A 15274-nucleotide genomic window follows, 5' to 3' on the forward strand; every position below is an offset into this window, starting at 1 on the left:
GCTTGCCCGGCCAGGCGGGGTCAGGTGGCGTCCGGGAATCCCCAACGGCCGCTATCCGGCCCATTCGCCCGCTCGCTTCGTTGTCGGCCCTCCGGATACAACACCGGTATCGGGAGGGCCTGCCGCCTTGCGAGCGAACAAATGGACTCGGATACCGACTCGCCGGGGATTCCCGGACGCCACCTAATGGTCGTACGTCACCAGGACGGGGGCGTGGTCGGACCAGCGCTGGTCGTGGGCGGGGGCGCGGTCGACCCAGGCGGTGGTGGCCTTGGCGGCGAGCGGCGTGGTGGCGACGTGGAGGTCGATGCGCCAGCCGGCGTCGTTGTCGAAGGCGCGGCCGCGGTAGGACCACCAGGAGTAGGGGCCTTCGACGCCGGGGTGGAGGGCGCGGACGACGTCGACGAAGGCGCCGGTGGCGTAGAGGTCGGTGAGCCAGGCGCGTTCGTTGGGGAGGAAGCCGGCGGTCTTCTTGTTGGACTTCCAGTTCTTGAGGTCGGCTTCGGCGTGGGCGATGTTCCAGTCGCCGCAGACGAGGAGTTCGCGGCCGTCGGCCTGGGCTTTCTTGGCGGCTTCGGCGAGGTATTCGGCGAAGGCGTCCATAAAGCGTTCCTTCTCGACCTGGCGGGGGGTGTCGGTCTCGCCGGAGGGGAGGTAGAGGCTGGCGACGGTGAGGCCGGGGAGGTCGACTTCGGCGTAGCGGCCGTGGTCGTCGAATTCGCCGCCGAAGCCGATGCGGGCGGCCTCGGGTGCGGTGCGGGTGAGGACGGCGACGCCGGCGCGTCCTTTGGCGACGGTGGAGGGGGCGACGTGCCAGTGCCAGCCGCCGGCTTCGAGGGCTTCGGCGGGGATCTGGTCGTGGGCGGCGCGGACTTCTTGGAGGAGCACCACGTCCGCTTGCGTCTGTTCGAGCCAGGGGACGATGCCCTTCTTGGCGGCGGCTCGGATTCCGTTGACGTTGGCGGTGGCGATGGTGCGCATCGGCCCAGCCTAACGCGGGGGTGTGACGCGGGCGGGGTGCGGCGCGGCGGGGTGTGGTGAAGGTCGGGCCGCCAGGGAGCCGGGAGGGGCGCGCGGACACCATAGACTGCTGGGATGACTTGGGAGGCTGGCGTGCGGTGGCGCGGAGGCGGTTCGTTGGTGCGGGGTTTCGCGGCCGCGCTGGCGGTGGTGTGCGCGGTGCTGGCGTTGCCTCCGGCGGCTGCGGCGGCCGAGGAGGACGAGGTCGCGGGGATCATCGTCGTCGGGGTGCCGGGTTTGGCGTGGACCGATATCGATGAGGCGGTGACGCCGAACCTGTGGGGGATGGCGGGTTCGGGTGCGTCGGCGTCGATGAGTGTGCGCACGATCGGGTCGTGGACGTGTCCTGAGGCGGGCTGGTTGAGCCTGGGCGCGGGTGAGCGTGCGGGCGGGGCGGCGCCGCGGGACGCGCAGTGCGCGGCGCAGTCGCAGTTGCAGGCGCCGGTGGAGGACGGTGGCGGCTGGTCGGTGGACGGCTGGGACGCCCTCGTGGAGGCGAACGAGTCGTTCAACTACGGGGCCCGGCTGGGTTCGCTGGCGGACGCGGTGGCGGCGATGGCCGCCGCCGAGAGGACCGCGGCGATCGAGGCCGAGGCGGCCGGCGAGCCGGTGGTCGAGCCGGATCCGGGCGCGTGCGTGGCCGGGATCGGCGACGGCGCGGCGCTGGCCGCGGCCGACACCGAGGGCCGTATCTCGTTCTGGGCGCCGGAGTTGGCGTCCCTCGGTGAAGCGATGGCGGCGTGCGACGTGGTGGTCGTCGACCCGGGTGTGATCGTGGGCGACACGGCCGATGCGGCGCCGGACACGAGCACGGATTACGACCAGCTCGGTGAGGACGACATCGGTGTGGGCACCGACGAGCCTTCCGCCGACGTCGACGCGGGCGAGATCGAGCCCGAGCCGGACGCGGTGCGGAAGCGTGCGGCCGCCGTGGCGGATGCGGCCGTGGGCGAGGTCGAGGCGGCGCTGCCGGACGACTGGCGGCTGCTGGTCGCGGGCGTGTCGGATGCGTCGGCGCCGTCGGCGCTGCACCCGGTCCTGTACTCGGGTGCGGGTGTGGAGCCGGGCGAGTTGACGTCGGCGACGACGGGCCGCGACGGGTACGTGCAGTTGGTGGACCTGACGGCGACGGCGCTGGGCGCGGTCGGCGCGGAGGTGCCGGCGACGGTGGCGGGGGCGCCGATCCAGGTGCTGCCGGACGCGGACCACACGAGCGCTTCGGCGGTGGCCCGCGGTATCGACGAGACGGCGGCGTCGCAGGCGGTCATCTCGGTGAGCTTCGTCTTCTACTCGGTCCTGTCCGCGATCGGGGTGATCGCGGTGGCGGCCGCGGTGTGGCTGCTGTGCGGCTCGGACCGGTACCGGGGCCTGGCGCGGACGGTCTGCCTGGCGGTCGCGGCGATGCCCGTGGCCGGGGTCGCGGCCGGGATCCCGCACTGGTGGCGGGCCGAGCACCCGCAACTGGCGTTCTGGGGGATCATCGCCGCGGGCATGGCCGTGCTGACCGTGGCGGCGTCGCTGCCGTGGACGCGGCACGGGGCGCGGCCGGTGCTGGTGATCGCGGGCGCCGCGGCGCTGCTCATCGCCGTCGACCAGGTCTCGGGCGCGACATGGCCGCTGCACACCCCGATGGGGTACACGGCCCAGGCGGGGGCCCGGTTCACCGGGCTCGGCAACTACGCGTTCAGCGTGTTCGCGGCCGCGGTCATCCTCCTCGTGGCGTTCCTGCCGTGGAAGGGCCGCGCCCGCGTCTGGGGTCCCGTCCTGATCGGCGTGTGCGCCGTCGTCATCGTCGGCGCCCCCAACCTCGGGCGGGACATGGGCGGGACGCTCACCCTCGTGGCCGCCGGGATCCTGTGCTGCCTCAAACTGTGGGGCCGCAAGCTCTCCCTCGGGGCGCTCGCGCTGGCCGGCGGGATCGCGTTCGCGGTGTTCGCGATCGGCGGGTTCCTCGACTACCTGCGCCCGCAGGAGGACCAGACGCACCTGGGTCGGTTCGTCGGCTCCGTCCTCGACGGGACCGCCGCGAACATCCTCATCCGCAAAGCCGACGCGGCGATCGGCACGATCGGGCGGCCGCTCACGTGGGTCTCGCTCGCGGCGCTCATCGGCGCGATCGTCATCTGGCGCAAACGCGCGCCGATCCGCTCGAACGAAGTGGCGGCTGCCGCGGTCGGATTGAGCGCCGTCGCCGTCCTCGGTGCGGTCGTCAACGACTCCGGGATCGCCGTCACCGGGTTCACCACCGCGCTCGGCTTCGGGCTCCTCGCCGTCGCCGTCGGGCCCCGCACCGAGCGTGCCGAACCGGCCACACCGGACCCTGTCGCGGCCGCCCCCACCAGCAAGAACTGACCCGCGCACCCCGGGTCCGCCGAACGCGGACCCGGCGGCGGGTAGGGTGTGGCTCATGCGCGTGGCCACGTGGAACATCAACTCGCTCAAAGCCCGCCTCGACCGGCTCCTCGGCTGGCTCGAGACCGCCGAGCCGGACGTGGTCTGCCTCCAAGAGCTCAAATGCGCCGACGCCGACGTCCCGATCGACGCGCTCGCCGCCGCCGGATACGAGACCGCCGCGTGGGGCCTCGGCCGCTGGAACGGCGTCGCGATCCTCTCCCGCGTCGGCATCGCGGACATCCGCCGCGGCCTGGTCGACCAGCCCGCGTTCGGCGACGAGACCGAACCGCGGGCGATCACCGCCACCTGCGGGCCCGTGCGCGTCCAGTCCCTGTACATCCCCAACGGCCGCGACGTCGCCGACCCGCACTTCCCGTACAAGCTCGCGTTCCTCAAGGCCCTCGCCGACGACGTGCGCGCCAACGCCGCCGGCGACCTCCCGTTCGCCGCCCTCGGCGACTACAACATCTGCCCGACCGACGACGACGTCTGGGACGTCGACGAATGGCCCGGCACCACCCACGTCACCAAGGACGAGCGCGACGCCCTCGACGCCGTCAAGGCCGCCGGACTCGCCGACGTCTACCCCCGCGCCCTCAAACACCCGCAGCCGTTCACGTTCTGGGACTACCGCAACCTCGACTTCCCCAAGAACCGCGGGCTCCGCATCGACCTGGCGCTGGCCAACCCCGCGTTCGCCGCGGCGGTCACCGACGCCTACGTCGACCGCAACGAACGCAAAGGCAAAGGCGCCTCCGACCACGCCCCCCTCGTGGTCGACCTCGACCTGTAACCACCGGCCGCCGCCCAGCCAGGGCGGGCGGCCCGACCCTCCGGAAGTAGACCTCCACCCGTGCGCAGCAAGCAGATCATCCCCGTAGTGCTCCTCGCCGCCCTCGTGGCGTTCTTCCCGGTGCCGGCCTCGGCCGAACCCGACGAGGAGACCCTCGAATCCGACCTCGCCGAGGCCATCGACAAGGTCGCCGACGCCGAGGACGCCGTCGACGCCGCCAACGCTCGCGCCGCCGAACTCGAAACGCAGATCACCCAGACCGAGGCGCTCTTCGGCGAACTCACCGCCGAACTCAACGAGTACGCGGTCTACCTCCACACCGAGGGCGAACTCCAGACCACCAACGCGATCCTCTCCTCCGAGGACGGCAGCGCCCTCGTCGACGCCATGACCTACACCGGGTTCCTCGGCGGCGAGCGCGCCCGCCTCATGAACGACGCCGGCGCCCTCCTCGACGAGCTCGAAGCGCAGCGCTCCGCGCACGCCGACGAGGTCCAGGCCGCCGAAGACGCCCTCGAAGAAGCCGAGAAGGCCGCCGACGAACTCGAAGAGCAGCTCGAAGAGCTCCGCGCCGAGCAGTCGTCCGGGCCCGGCTCGGACGGCGGCGCCCCCGCCGCCGAGGGCTACGACGGCGACGGCGGCGGCTGCACCGAGGACGACCCGACCACCGACGGCTGCCTCACCCCGCGCACCCTCAACATGTACTACGAGACCATCGAGGCCGGCTTCGACCACTACGTCTCCTGCTACCGCTCCGGCGGCTCCGGCGAGCACCCCCTGGGCCGGGCCTGCGACTGGGCCGCCGACGAGTCCGGGTTCCAGAACGAGGACGCCACCGGCGACGACAAGACCTACGGCGACCAGCTCGCCTCCTGGTACGTCAACAACGCCGACGCCCTCGGCGTCGAGTACGTGATCTGGTACAACGAGTTCTGGTCGCCCTCTTCGGGATGGCGCTCCTACTCCGGCGGGAACGGCGACCCCGCCTCCGACCACACCAACCACGTCCACGTCTCCATGCGCTAGGAACCGAATGACGAGCATCCGCGACCAGTACCTCACCGCCGCCCGCACGGCCCTCGCCCTCGCCGAGGACGACGCCGTCGCCAAGGCCTGGACCGGGCCCTCCGCGCTCACCGGCTTCACCGTCGGCGGCCTCGCCGCGCACCTGCTGCAGCAGATCACCTCCGTCACCGCCGGCCTCGCCGCCGACCACGCCGGCAAGGAGACCGTGGGCCTGTTCGAGCACTACGACCGCGCCGCCTGGCTCGCCGCCGACGTCGACAACGACTACAACACCGGCATCCGCGAAGGCGGCGAGCGCGCCGCCGAAGCCGGACCCGCGACCGTCCTCGCCGAAGCCGCCGCCGCGCTCTCGGCCCTCGAGACCGCGCTCGCGGCCATGGACGGCACGGAGACCTCCGGGAACACGCGCTGGCCGTACGCGATGACCCTCGACGACTTCCTGTGCACGCGTCTGATGGAGATCGTCGTCCACGGCGATGACCTCGCCTGCTCGGCGGGCGTCGACACGCCCGTGTTCGACCAGGACGCGTTCGACACGGCCGCGTGGATGCTCGCGCGGCTCGCCGTCAAACGCCATGGCCAGGCGAATCTGGTGCGTGCCCTCGCCCGCTCCGAGCGCGCCCCCGCGTCGATCAGCGGCCTGTGAGACCGGTCCCGGGTCGTGGCCGCGGCCCGGGAGCCTGTGGTACGGTTCGCCCCATGTCTACGGCAGTTCGTGGTTATTGGCGCTTTACGCCGGCTCCGGGTGGAGCCCGGCGGCGCACGCGCTGACCGCAGAACACACCCGGAGCCAACAAGGCAGCGACACCAGTCGCTGCCTTTCGTCGTCAGGCGGGCCGGCACCGGGGGAGACCACGAGTGGACAGGACCCGCCTCGCAACCAGAGATGGGAACCGCACCCGATGAGCACGCCCGCCGATCGTTCGCCGCAGACCAACGACCTGCGCGTCACCTCCTTCCAGCCGCTCGTGGCCCCGGCCGTCCTCCGCGCGGAGCTGCCGCTCGGCCCAGAGCGTTCCGCCCTGGTCGAGCGCACCCGCCGCGAGGTCAAGCACGTCCTCGACGGCACCGACGACCGCCTCCTCGTCGTCGTCGGCCCCTGCTCGGTGCACGACGCGGCCGCCGCGAAGGACTACGCGCAGCGTCTCGCCGCCGCCGCGGCCCCGCTCGGGGACGCCCTCATGGTCGTCATGCGCGTGTACTTCGAGAAGCCCCGCACCACGGTCGGTTGGAAGGGCCTCATCAACGACCCGCACCTCGACGGCACCCACGACGTGGAGCTGGGTCTGCGCCTGGCCCGCCGCGTCCTGCTCGACGTGCTCGACACGGGCCTGCCGGTCGGCTGCGAGTTCCTCGAGCCGACGAGCCCGCAGCACATCGCCGACGCCGTCTCGTGGGGCGCGATCGGCGCCCGCACCACCGAGTCGCAGGTGCACCGCCAGCTCGCGTCGGGCCTGTCGATGCCCGTCGGGTTCAAGAACACCACCGACGGCGACCTGACCTCCGCGATCGACGGCTGCCGGGCCGCCGCCGGTGACCACGTGTTCTTCGGCGTCGACGAGGACGGCCGCGCGTCGATCGTCTCCACCAGCGGCAACCCCGACTGCCACATCATCCTGCGGGGCGGGCGCGGCGGCCCCAACTACGGGCCCGAGGACGTGCGCGACGCGGTCGGCCTGCTCGCGAAGCACGGCATGCCGCAGCGGCTCGTCGTCGACGCGAGCCACGCCAACTCCGGGAAGGACCACGTCCGCCAGGCCGAGGTCGTGCGCGAGGTCGCCGCGCGCATCGGCGCGGGGGAGCAGGGCATCGCCGGTTTGATGATCGAGAGCTTCATCGAGCCCGGCCGCCAGGAGCCCGGCCCGCTCGACACCCTCGCCTACGGCAAGTCCGTGACCGACGCCTGCGTCGGCTGGGACGAGACCGCGGCGCTCCTCGGCGAGCTCGCCGACGCCGTCCGCCGGTCCCGCGCCTAGACACACCGGAAAGGGGCCCGCAGCGTGACGCTGCAGGCCCCTTTCTCCTTGCACGGCTGCGTTTTCCACGAGCCGCTTTCCACGAGCTAGGCGATGCGGATGGTGTTCCAGCTCATCGCGGGCAGCTCCACATAGGCCACGCCGTCCTTGACGGTGATGTCGCCGTTGGCGACCGGGGCCACGCGGGTCGGCTCGGCGAGGGTGTTCTTCGCGTCCGGGTCCTCGTCGGTGAGCGTCGAGCAGGTCAGGTCCGACAGGCCGCCGAGCGAGCCGAGGTCGATCTCGAGGGTCAGCGGCGACTCGAGGTCGCGGTTGACGGCGAACACCGTGAAGGTGCCGTCCTCGTTGGCCACGGCCACGGAGTGGAGGGCGTCGACCGTGCCGTACTTCTCGGTCTCGAACGCGGGGGAGTCGGCGTTGACGCGCAGCACCTTGCCGCGGCCGTACTTCGAGGCCTCCGCGAACGGGAAGAACGTCGTCTGGCGCCACGCGGGGCCGTCCGGCTCGGTCATGATCGGCGCGATCACGTTCACGAGCTGCGCGAGGCACGCGGCGGTGACGCGGTCGCAGCGGCGCAGGAGCGTGATCATCAGGGACCCGAACACCACCGCGTCCATGGTCGAGTACACGTTCTCGAGCTGGCGGGGGGCGACGGCCCACGGCTCTTCGCGCTCGCCGGTCGGCGCGTCCTGGTACCAGACGTTCCACTCGTCGAAGGAGATGTTGATCTTCTTGTCGCTCTTGAGCTTCGCGCCCACGGCGTCCGCGGTGGCGGTGACGCCGTCGATGAACAGCTCCATGTCCTGCGCCGAGGCCATGAACGACTTGAAGTCGCCGTCGCGCGGCTGGTAGTAGGCGTGGGCGGAGATGTAGTCGACCGACTCGTACGACTGGGTGAGCACCTCGGCCTCCCAGGCGCCGAACTCCGGCATACCGCGGGACGAGGACCCGCAGGCGACCAGGTCGAGTTCGGGGTCGATGTAGCGCATGGAGCGGGCGACCTGGTCGGCGGTGCGGCCGTATTCGTGGGCGGTCTTCTGACCGATCTGCCAGGGGCCGTCCATCTCGTTGCCCAGGCACCACAGCTTGATGCCGTAGGGCTCCTCGTCGCCGTGGGAGCGGCGCAGGTCCGACCAGTAGGTGCCGCCGGGGTGGTTGGCGTACTCGAGGAGGTCGAGGGCCTCCTGCAGGCCGCGGGTGCCGAGGTTGACGGCCATGTTCGGCTCGACGCCGGTGGCGCGGCAGAACTTCATGAACTCGCCGAGGCCGAACTGGTTGGTCTCGGTGGTGCCCCACGCGAGGTCGAGGCGGCGCGGCCGGTCCTCCTTGGGGCCGGTGCCGTCCTCCCAGCGGTAGCCGGAGACGAAGTTGCCGCCGGGGTAGCGGACCATCGTCGGGCCCAGCTCGGCGATCAGATCCAGTACGTCCTGGCGCAGGCCGTCGGCGTTCGCGGTGGCGTGGCCGGGCTCGTAGATGCCGGTGTAGACGCACCGGCCCAGGTGCTCGACGAAGGACCCGAACAGCCGCTCGGGCACGTCGGCGACGGTGAAGCGCGGATCGAACTCGATGCGCGCGGAGTGGTGCTCGGCCATAATCGCCTCCTGGGAAGGGTTCGCTGTGTTGACACCGGCGACCCAGGAACGTCACGACGCGTCACCGGGCCGGTGGCGCAGACGCTACCAGACCCGAACTTTACCGTTACAGGAGCGGGTGCGGGCCGGTCACAGCGCTTCGGCGGTCGAGGCCCGCGCGACCAGTTCCGGCTGGAAGACCACGTTGCGGTGGGTGTGCCCCTCGCCCTCGCCGATCTCGTCGAACAGCAGCTGCGCCGCGGTGCGGCCGAGCTGCGCGCGCGGCTGCCGGATCGAGGACAGCGGCACCGCCGCGGCGGCCGCGAAGTCGATGTCGTCGTAGCCGATGATCGCGCACTCCTGCGGGACTTTCACGCCGTGCATCGTCAACGCCTGCAACGCACCCAGCGCGACGAGGTCGTTGGCGCAGAACATGGCCGTGGGCCGCTCGGCGAGGCCGAGCATCTGCTCGACCGCCTCGCGCCCGGCCGCGAAGTTGAGCCCCGCGGTGGTGAAGACCTCGAGGGCGACGCCGCGCTCCTCGCAGACCTCGCGGCAGCCGGCGAGGCGGTCGGCGACCTGCGGGATCGAGGCCGGCCCGCCGACGAACGCGATGCGGGCGTGGCCGCGGTCGGCGAGGTGCCGCGCGGCGAGGCGGCCGCCGTGCACGTCGTCGACGGCCACGGAGCAGTGCGGGTGGCGCCCGGCGCCGCGGTCGACGAGGACCAGTGGGATGTCGTGGCCCGAGAGCCGCTCGATCCAGGACGCGGAGGTGTCGTCGACGGGCGTGATGAGCAGGCCCAGGACCCGCTGCTCCTCGAGGATCTCGAGGTGGCGGCGCTCGCGGCGGACGTCCTCGCCGGAGTCGCAGACGGTGACGACGCCGCCGGCGGACTCGATGAGGGGCTCGGCGCCGCGCACGACGTCGGTGAAGAACGGGTTGGCCACGTCCAGCACGACCACGGCGACGGTGCGCGAGCGCCCGGCCCGCAGCTGGCGCGCGGAGTCGTTGCGCACGTAGCCGAGTTCGGTGATCGCGGCCTGGACTCGCGAGCGGGTCTCCTCGGCGACGGCCTCGGGCCGGTTGAGCACGTTGGAGACCGTCCCGACTGAGACGCCGGCGGCGCGCGCGACGTCCTTCATGCTGGTAGTGGTCATCGTCACCTCACGAATCCTATCGGGAGCCCAGGGTAGTGCAGGGGTGCGCATCGATGGATCGACGGCCGTCGCTGCCGGGCGGCGTCCCGGTTCGCGTCTGCGGCGCTGTTCGCAACGCTGTTGAAACGGTTCAACGGCGAACCCGGAGCTTGAGGAGCATATACCGAACCGTGTTCGAATTTCTTCGCGGTCGCGCCTTGACAACCTGAGGCCCGAGGGTTTTAACTTATCGAAATCCCTTCATGAATCGATTCAAATTCCGCGCGGGACCGAACCGCGAGCACTCCGAGGAGGAACCCCTTGGCAGCCCCGACCAACGGCTTGCAAGCGCCTTCCAAGGCGCGCGTGTGCTTCACGCTCCGCGTCAGGCCCGACCGGCTCGACGAATACCGCGAACGCCACGCCGCCGTCTGGCCCGACATGCTCGCCGCCCTCGCCGAGACCGGATGGAGCAACTACTCCCTCTTCCTCGGCGACGACGGACTCCTCGTGGGCTACCTGGAGACCGACGACTTCGACGCCGCCCGCGCCGCCATGGCCGAACGCGAGGTCAACGCCCGCTGGCAGGCCGAGATGGCCCCGTTCTTCGAAGGCACCGGCGGCGCCAACGCCGACGACTCCTTCAACGTCCTCCCCGAAGTGTTCAACCTCGAGACCCAACTGGCGCAAGCAGAAGGAGCCGGCCGATGAGCGACCGCACAGCGCACGCGAAGCAGGTCCTCGCGGCACAGACCATCGAACTGCCCTCCTGGGCCTTCGGCAACTCCGGCACCCGCTTCAAGGTCTTCGCCCAGCAGGGCGTCCCCCGCGACCCCTTCGAGAAACTCGCCGACGCCGCCCAGGTCAACCAGTACACCGGCGCCGCCGGCTCCGTCGCCCTCCACATCCCCTGGGACAAGGTGGACGACTACCAGGCCCTCGCCGCCCACGCCGCCGACCTCGGCATCCGCATCGGCACCATCAACTCCAACACGTTCCAAGACGACGACTACATGCTCGGCTCGGTCTGCCACCCCGACCCCGCCGTCCGCCGCAAGGCCACCGCGCACCTCCTCGAATGCGTCGACATCATGGACGCCACCGGCTCCACCGACCTCAAACTCTGGTTCGCCGACGGCACCAACTACCCCGGCCAGGACTCCATCGCCGACCGCCAGGACCGCCTCGCCGACGTCCTCGCCCAGGTCTACGCCCGCCTCGGCGACGGCCAGCGCCTCCTATTGGAGTACAAGCTGTTCGAGCCGTCGTTCTACACGATGGACGTGCCGGACTGGGGGACGGCGTACGCGCACTGTCTCAAGCTCGGGCCGAAGGCGCAGGTCGTGATCGACACGGGGCATCACGCGCCGGGGACGAACATCGAGTTCATCGTGGCGATGCTGCTGCGCGAGGGAAAGCTCGGCGGGTTCGACTTCAATTCGCGGTTCTACGCCGACGACGATCTGATGGTCGGTTCGGCGGATCCGTTCCAGTTGTTCCGGATCATGCATGAGCTGGCGCTGCGGGGCGTGGTGGGTGCGGATTCGGGGATCGCGTACATGTTGGACCAATGCCACAACATCGAGCCGAAGATTCCGGGGCAGATCCGGTCGGTGATGAACGTGCAGGAGGCGACGGCGAAGGCGCTGCTGGTCGATACTGACGCGCTCGCGGTCGCGCAGGCGGCCGGGGATGTGCTGGGTGCCAATGCGGTGCTGATGGACGCGTACAACACGGATGTGCGGCCGCTGCTGGCCGAGCTCCGTGAGGAGCAGGGGCTCGATGCGGATCCGATGGCGGCGTATGCGGCTTCGGGGTATGCGGAGAAGATCAAGGCCGACCGCCAGGGCGGCCGGGCCGCCGGTTGGGGGGCTTAGTCGATGGGTGCGGTGCGGGATCTCATCGCCCGGTCGAATCGGCTCGGGGCGGACAAGCGGAACACGAACTTCGCGGGCGGGAACACCTCCGCGAAGGGTGTGGGGACCGATCCGGTCACGGGCGGGGACGTGGAGCTGTTGTGGGTCAAGGGCTCCGGCGGCGACCTCGGTACGTTGACGGAGTCGGGGCTGGCGGTGCTGCGGCTGGATCGCATGCGGGCCATGGTGGACGCGTATCCGGGTGTGGATGCCGAGGATGCGATGGTCGCGCGGTTCGACTACTGCCTGCACGGTCGCGGTGGGGCCGCGCCGAGTATCGACACGGCGATGCACGGCCTGGTGGATGCGGCGCACGTCGACCACTTGCACCCGGATTCGGGGATCGCGTTCGCGACCGCTGCGGACGGTCCGGCGTTGACGAAGGAGTGCTTCGGCGACCGTGTGGTGTGGGTCGACTGGCGTCGTCCGGGGTTCCAGCTCGGTCTGGACATCGCGGCGATCAAGGCGGCGAATCCGCAGGCGATCGGGTGCATCCTGGGCGGGCACGGCATCACCGCGTGGGGTGACACTTCTGAGGCGTGCGAGGCGAACTCGCTGGAGATCATCCGCGGCTGCGAGGCGTTCATCGCCGAGCGCGGGAAGGCCGACCCGTTCGGCGCCCGTGTCGCCGAGCCTTTGGGCGCCGCGGCGCGTGCCGAGCGCGCGGCGGTGCTGGCACCGGTGATCCGGGGGCTGGTGTCGACTGACCGGCGTCAGGTCGGGCATTTCACCGATGACGCGGTGGTTCTCGATTTCCTCGCTTCGGAGCGGTTGGCGGAGCTCGCGGCTCTGGGCACGTCGTGCCCGGACCACTTCCTGCGCACCAAGGTCCGGCCGCTCGTGCTCGACCTCGCGCCGACCGCGTCCGTTGAGGAGACTGTGGAGCGGCTGAAAGAGCTGCACGGCGCCTACCGCGAGGAGTACCGGGCGTACTACGAGCGTTTCGCGGCCGAGGGCTCGCCGGCGATGCGCGGTGCGGACCCGGCGATCGTGCTCGTGCCGGGCGTGGGCATGTTCTCCTTCGGGCCGGACAAGAAGACCGCGCGGGTCGCGGGCGAGTTCTATGTCAACGCGATCAACGTGATGCGCGGGGCCGAGGCGATCTCGACCTATGCACCGATCCCGGAGTCGGAGAAGTTCCGGATCGAGTACTGGGATCTGGAGGAGGCGAAGCTCAAGCGGCTGCCGAAGCCGAAGCCCTTGGCGGGGCGGGTCGCTCTGGTGACCGGGGCGGCCGGCGGCATCGGGAAGGCCACCGCGGTGCGGCTCGCCGCCGAGGGCGCGTGCGTGGTGATCGCCGAGCTCGACCTCGCGAAGGCTGAGGCGGCCGCGGGGGAGATCGGGAACGCCGACTCCGCGGTCGGTGTGGTCTGCGATGTGACCGACGAAGCGGCCGTGGCGGCCGCGATCGGCAAGGCGGCCTTGGCGTTCGGCGGTGTCGACCTGATCGTCAACAATGCCGGGTTGTCGCTGTCGAAGCCGCTGCTCGAGACGACCGCCGCCGACTGGGACCTCCAGCACGATGTGATGGCGAAGGGCGCGTTCCTCGTCTCGCGCGAAGCCGCGCGCCTCATGATCGCCCAGGGCATGGGCGGGGACATCGTCTACATCGCCTCGAAGAACTCGGTGTTCGCCGGCCCCAACAACATCGCGTACTCCGCGACCAAAGCCGACCAGGCGCACCAGGTGCGGCTCCTCGCGGCAGAGCTGGGCGAGCACGGCATCCGCGTCAACGGCGTCAATCCCGACGGCGTGGTCCGCGGTTCGGGGATCTTCGCGTCCGGGTGGGGCGCCAACCGCGCCGCCGTCTACGGCGTCGAGGAGTCGGAGCTCGGGAAGTACTACGCCGGGCGCACGCTCCTGAAGAAGGAGGTGCTGCCGTCCTCGGTCGCCGACGCGGTGTACGCGCTCGTCGGCCCCGACCTCGGCCTGACCACCGGTGTGCACCTTCCCGTGGACTCGGGGAATCCGCAGGGGTTCCTGCGGTGACGCTCCTGGCCGCCGTCGACCTCGGCGCGTCCTCGGGGCGCGTCATGGCCGCGCACCTGCGCGAGGGCCGGATCGAGCTGACCGAGACCGCCCGGTTCCCCAACCGCGCGGTGACCGTGCGCGGGCGACTGTACTGGGACGTGCTCGGCCTGTGGGCCGGGATCCTCGAGGGCCTGCGGGCGCTCGACGGACCGGTCTCGGTGGGCGTGGACTCGTGGGCGGTCGACTACGGCCTCGTCGGCGACGACGGGCACCTGGTCGCCAACCCGGTCTGCTACCGCGACGCCCGCAACGCCGCCGCGAAGACCGAGATCCTCGAGCGCGTGGGTGCCGCAGAGCTGTTCGCGGCCACGGGGATCCAGCCGCAGCCGTTCAACACGCTGTTCCAGTTCGCCGCCGAGACGACGAGCGCCCGCCGGGCGCTCCTCATCCCGGACCTCATCGGGTACTGGCTCTCGGGCGTCCCGGCGTGGGAGGCGACCAACGCCTCCACGACGGGGCTGGTCGACCTCGCGACCGGGGACTGGTCCGGGGCGTTGGCGGAGCGGATCGGGCTCGACCTGGGCCTGCTCGGGCCGGTCACGCCGACCGGGACGGTGCTCGGCCCGGTGCTGCCGGAGGTCGCCGCGGCGACCGGCCTGGCCGCCTCGACGCAGGTGATCGCGACCGCGAGCCATGATACGGCCGCCGCCGTCGCGGCCGTCCCCTACGGGACCGAGCATGCCGCGTACATCTCGTGCGGCACCTGGTCGCTCGTGGGCGTCGAACGCGACACCCCGATCACCACGCCTGCGGCGTTGGATGCGGGGTTCACGAACGAGCGCGGCGCGGACGGGTCGATCCGGTTCCTGCGCAACGTCGCCGGCCTGTGGCTGCTCAACGAGTCGATCGCGACCTGGCGGCTCCAAGGCCACGACATCGACCTGGCCGGGCTCCTCGCGGAGGCGGCGCGGGTCGAGCGGCTGCGGTCGGTCGTCGACCCCGACGACGCCCGGTTCGCCGACCCCGGCGACATGCCCGAGCGGATCCGCTCGTACTGCGCCCAGACCGGCCAGCCTGTGCCCGGCACGCCGGCGGAGGTGGCGGCGTGCGTGCTCGACTCGCTCGCGCTCGCCCACCGGAGTGCGGTCGAAGGGCTCGAGGCCCTGACCGGGGACGGGGTCGAGGCGATCCACGTCGTCGGCGGCGGCGCGAACAACGGCCTGCTGTGCCAGTTGACGGCCGACGCCACCGGCCGGGCCGTCCTGGCCGGGCCCGACGAGGCGACCGCCTTGGGCAACGCCCTCGTCCAGGCTCAGGCGCTCGGCCTGATCCCGCCCGGGCCCGAGGCCCGGCGCGCGGTCGCCCGCGCCTCCGCCCGCCCGCGCCGGTACGAACCCCGAGGGCCGCAGGCCCCGTGGGGGCGTGCGGCGGCGCGGCTCCAGCCCGCCCGCGTCGCCTGATGCGGCGCAA

Annotated in this window: 12 protein-coding genes; 9 read left to right on the forward strand and 3 right to left on the reverse strand. The window is 71.6% G+C overall.

Annotated elements, in window-relative coordinates:
* Nucleotides 1–183 precede the first annotated feature (183 nt).
* On the reverse strand, nt 184–981 hold the full coding sequence (locus tag O2L01_RS18015; RefSeq protein ID WP_270123389.1) for an exodeoxyribonuclease III: 798 nt from the start codon (nt 979–981) through the stop codon (nt 184–186).
* Nucleotides 982–1095: 114 nt separating this feature from the next.
* Here O2L01_RS18015 and O2L01_RS18020 point away from each other — a divergent pair, with 114 nt between their 5' ends.
* The 5 genes from O2L01_RS18020 to O2L01_RS18040 all read left to right on the forward strand — a co-directional run bounded on the left by O2L01_RS18020 (nt 1096) and on the right by O2L01_RS18040 (nt 7209).
* Nucleotides 1096–3372 (forward strand): hypothetical protein, encoded by a 2277-nt coding sequence (locus O2L01_RS18020; protein ID WP_270123390.1) that lies wholly within the window; start codon nt 1096–1098, stop codon nt 3370–3372.
* Nucleotides 3373–3427: 55 nt separating this feature from the next.
* Nucleotides 3428–4207: an exodeoxyribonuclease III gene (locus O2L01_RS18025; RefSeq protein WP_270123391.1), complete on the forward strand. Its 780-nt coding sequence runs from the start codon at nt 3428–3430 to the stop codon at nt 4205–4207.
* A 60-nt stretch (nt 4208–4267) separates the two neighbouring features.
* Complete coding sequence (locus tag O2L01_RS18030; RefSeq protein WP_270123392.1) at nt 4268–5233, forward strand: hypothetical protein; 966 nt, start codon at nt 4268–4270, stop codon at nt 5231–5233.
* Between the two features lie 7 nt (nt 5234–5240).
* A complete protein-coding gene (locus tag O2L01_RS18035) occupies nt 5241–5879 on the forward strand; it encodes a maleylpyruvate isomerase N-terminal domain-containing protein (RefSeq protein WP_270123393.1) in 639 nt (212 codons plus the stop codon).
* Between the two features lie 256 nt (nt 5880–6135).
* Nucleotides 6136–7209: a 3-deoxy-7-phosphoheptulonate synthase gene (locus O2L01_RS18040; protein ID WP_270123394.1), complete on the forward strand. Its 1074-nt coding sequence runs from the start codon at nt 6136–6138 to the stop codon at nt 7207–7209.
* Nucleotides 7210–7295: 86 nt separating this feature from the next.
* Here the strand turns inward: O2L01_RS18040 and arfA are convergent, their stop codons facing one another.
* Together arfA and O2L01_RS18050 are read right to left on the reverse strand one after the other, a co-directional pair.
* Entirely contained in the window at nt 7296–8801 is a 1506-nt protein-coding gene (gene arfA, locus O2L01_RS18045) for an arabinosylfuranosidase ArfA (protein WP_270123395.1), read from the reverse strand.
* Nucleotides 8802–8930: 129 nt separating this feature from the next.
* Nucleotides 8931–9938: a LacI family DNA-binding transcriptional regulator gene (locus O2L01_RS18050; RefSeq protein ID WP_270123500.1), complete on the reverse strand. Its 1008-nt coding sequence runs from the start codon at nt 9936–9938 to the stop codon at nt 8931–8933.
* 321 nt (nt 9939–10259) lie between these two features.
* On the opposite strand from O2L01_RS18050, the gene O2L01_RS18055 reads away from it, so the two are divergent.
* The 4 genes from O2L01_RS18055 to O2L01_RS18070 are packed head-to-tail and all read left to right on the forward strand — an operon-like array spanning nt 10260 to nt 15264.
* Complete coding sequence (locus tag O2L01_RS18055) at nt 10260–10628, forward strand: L-rhamnose mutarotase (RefSeq protein ID WP_374727655.1); 369 nt, start codon at nt 10260–10262, stop codon at nt 10626–10628.
* Entirely contained in the window at nt 10625–11794 is a 1170-nt protein-coding gene (gene rhaI, locus O2L01_RS18060) for an L-rhamnose isomerase (RefSeq protein WP_270123397.1), read from the forward strand. The genes O2L01_RS18055 and rhaI overlap by 4 nt, the downstream gene beginning before the upstream one ends.
* Before the next feature lie 3 nt (nt 11795–11797).
* A complete protein-coding gene (locus O2L01_RS18065) occupies nt 11798–13822 on the forward strand; it encodes a bifunctional aldolase/short-chain dehydrogenase (RefSeq protein WP_344468905.1) in 2025 nt (674 codons plus the stop codon).
* Nucleotides 13819–15264 carry a rhamnulokinase gene (locus O2L01_RS18070; RefSeq protein WP_270123399.1) on the forward strand — a complete coding sequence of 482 codons (1446 nt, stop codon included), beginning with the start codon at nt 13819–13821 and terminating at the stop codon, nt 15262–15264. The genes O2L01_RS18065 and O2L01_RS18070 overlap by 4 nt, the downstream gene beginning before the upstream one ends.
* Nucleotides 15265–15274: the final 10 nt, after the last annotated feature.

Source organism: Glycomyces lechevalierae, assembly GCF_027622945.1.
Classification (GTDB): Bacteria; Actinomycetota; Actinomycetes; order Mycobacteriales; family Micromonosporaceae; genus Glycomyces; species Glycomyces rutgersensis.

Coding starts and splice junctions, on each gene's coding strand:
- O2L01_RS18035 (WP_270123393.1), top strand. CDS start 5,241: ATGACGAGCATCCGCGACCAGTACCTCACCGCCGCCCGCACGGCCCTC.
- O2L01_RS18050 (WP_270123500.1), bottom strand. CDS start 9,938: ATGACCACTACCAGCATGAAGGACGTCGCGCGCGCCGCCGGCGTCTCA.
- O2L01_RS18040 (WP_270123394.1), top strand. CDS start 6,136: ATGAGCACGCCCGCCGATCGTTCGCCGCAGACCAACGACCTGCGCGTC.
- rhaI (WP_270123397.1), top strand. CDS start 10,625: ATGAGCGACCGCACAGCGCACGCGAAGCAGGTCCTCGCGGCACAGACC.
- O2L01_RS18015 (WP_270123389.1), bottom strand. CDS start 981: ATGCGCACCATCGCCACCGCCAACGTCAACGGAATCCGAGCCGCCGCC.
- O2L01_RS18065 (WP_344468905.1), top strand. CDS start 11,798: ATGGGTGCGGTGCGGGATCTCATCGCCCGGTCGAATCGGCTCGGGGCG.
- O2L01_RS18025 (WP_270123391.1), top strand. CDS start 3,428: ATGCGCGTGGCCACGTGGAACATCAACTCGCTCAAAGCCCGCCTCGAC.
- arfA (WP_270123395.1), bottom strand. CDS start 8,801: ATGGCCGAGCACCACTCCGCGCGCATCGAGTTCGATCCGCGCTTCACC.
- O2L01_RS18020 (WP_270123390.1), top strand. CDS start 1,096: ATGACTTGGGAGGCTGGCGTGCGGTGGCGCGGAGGCGGTTCGTTGGTG.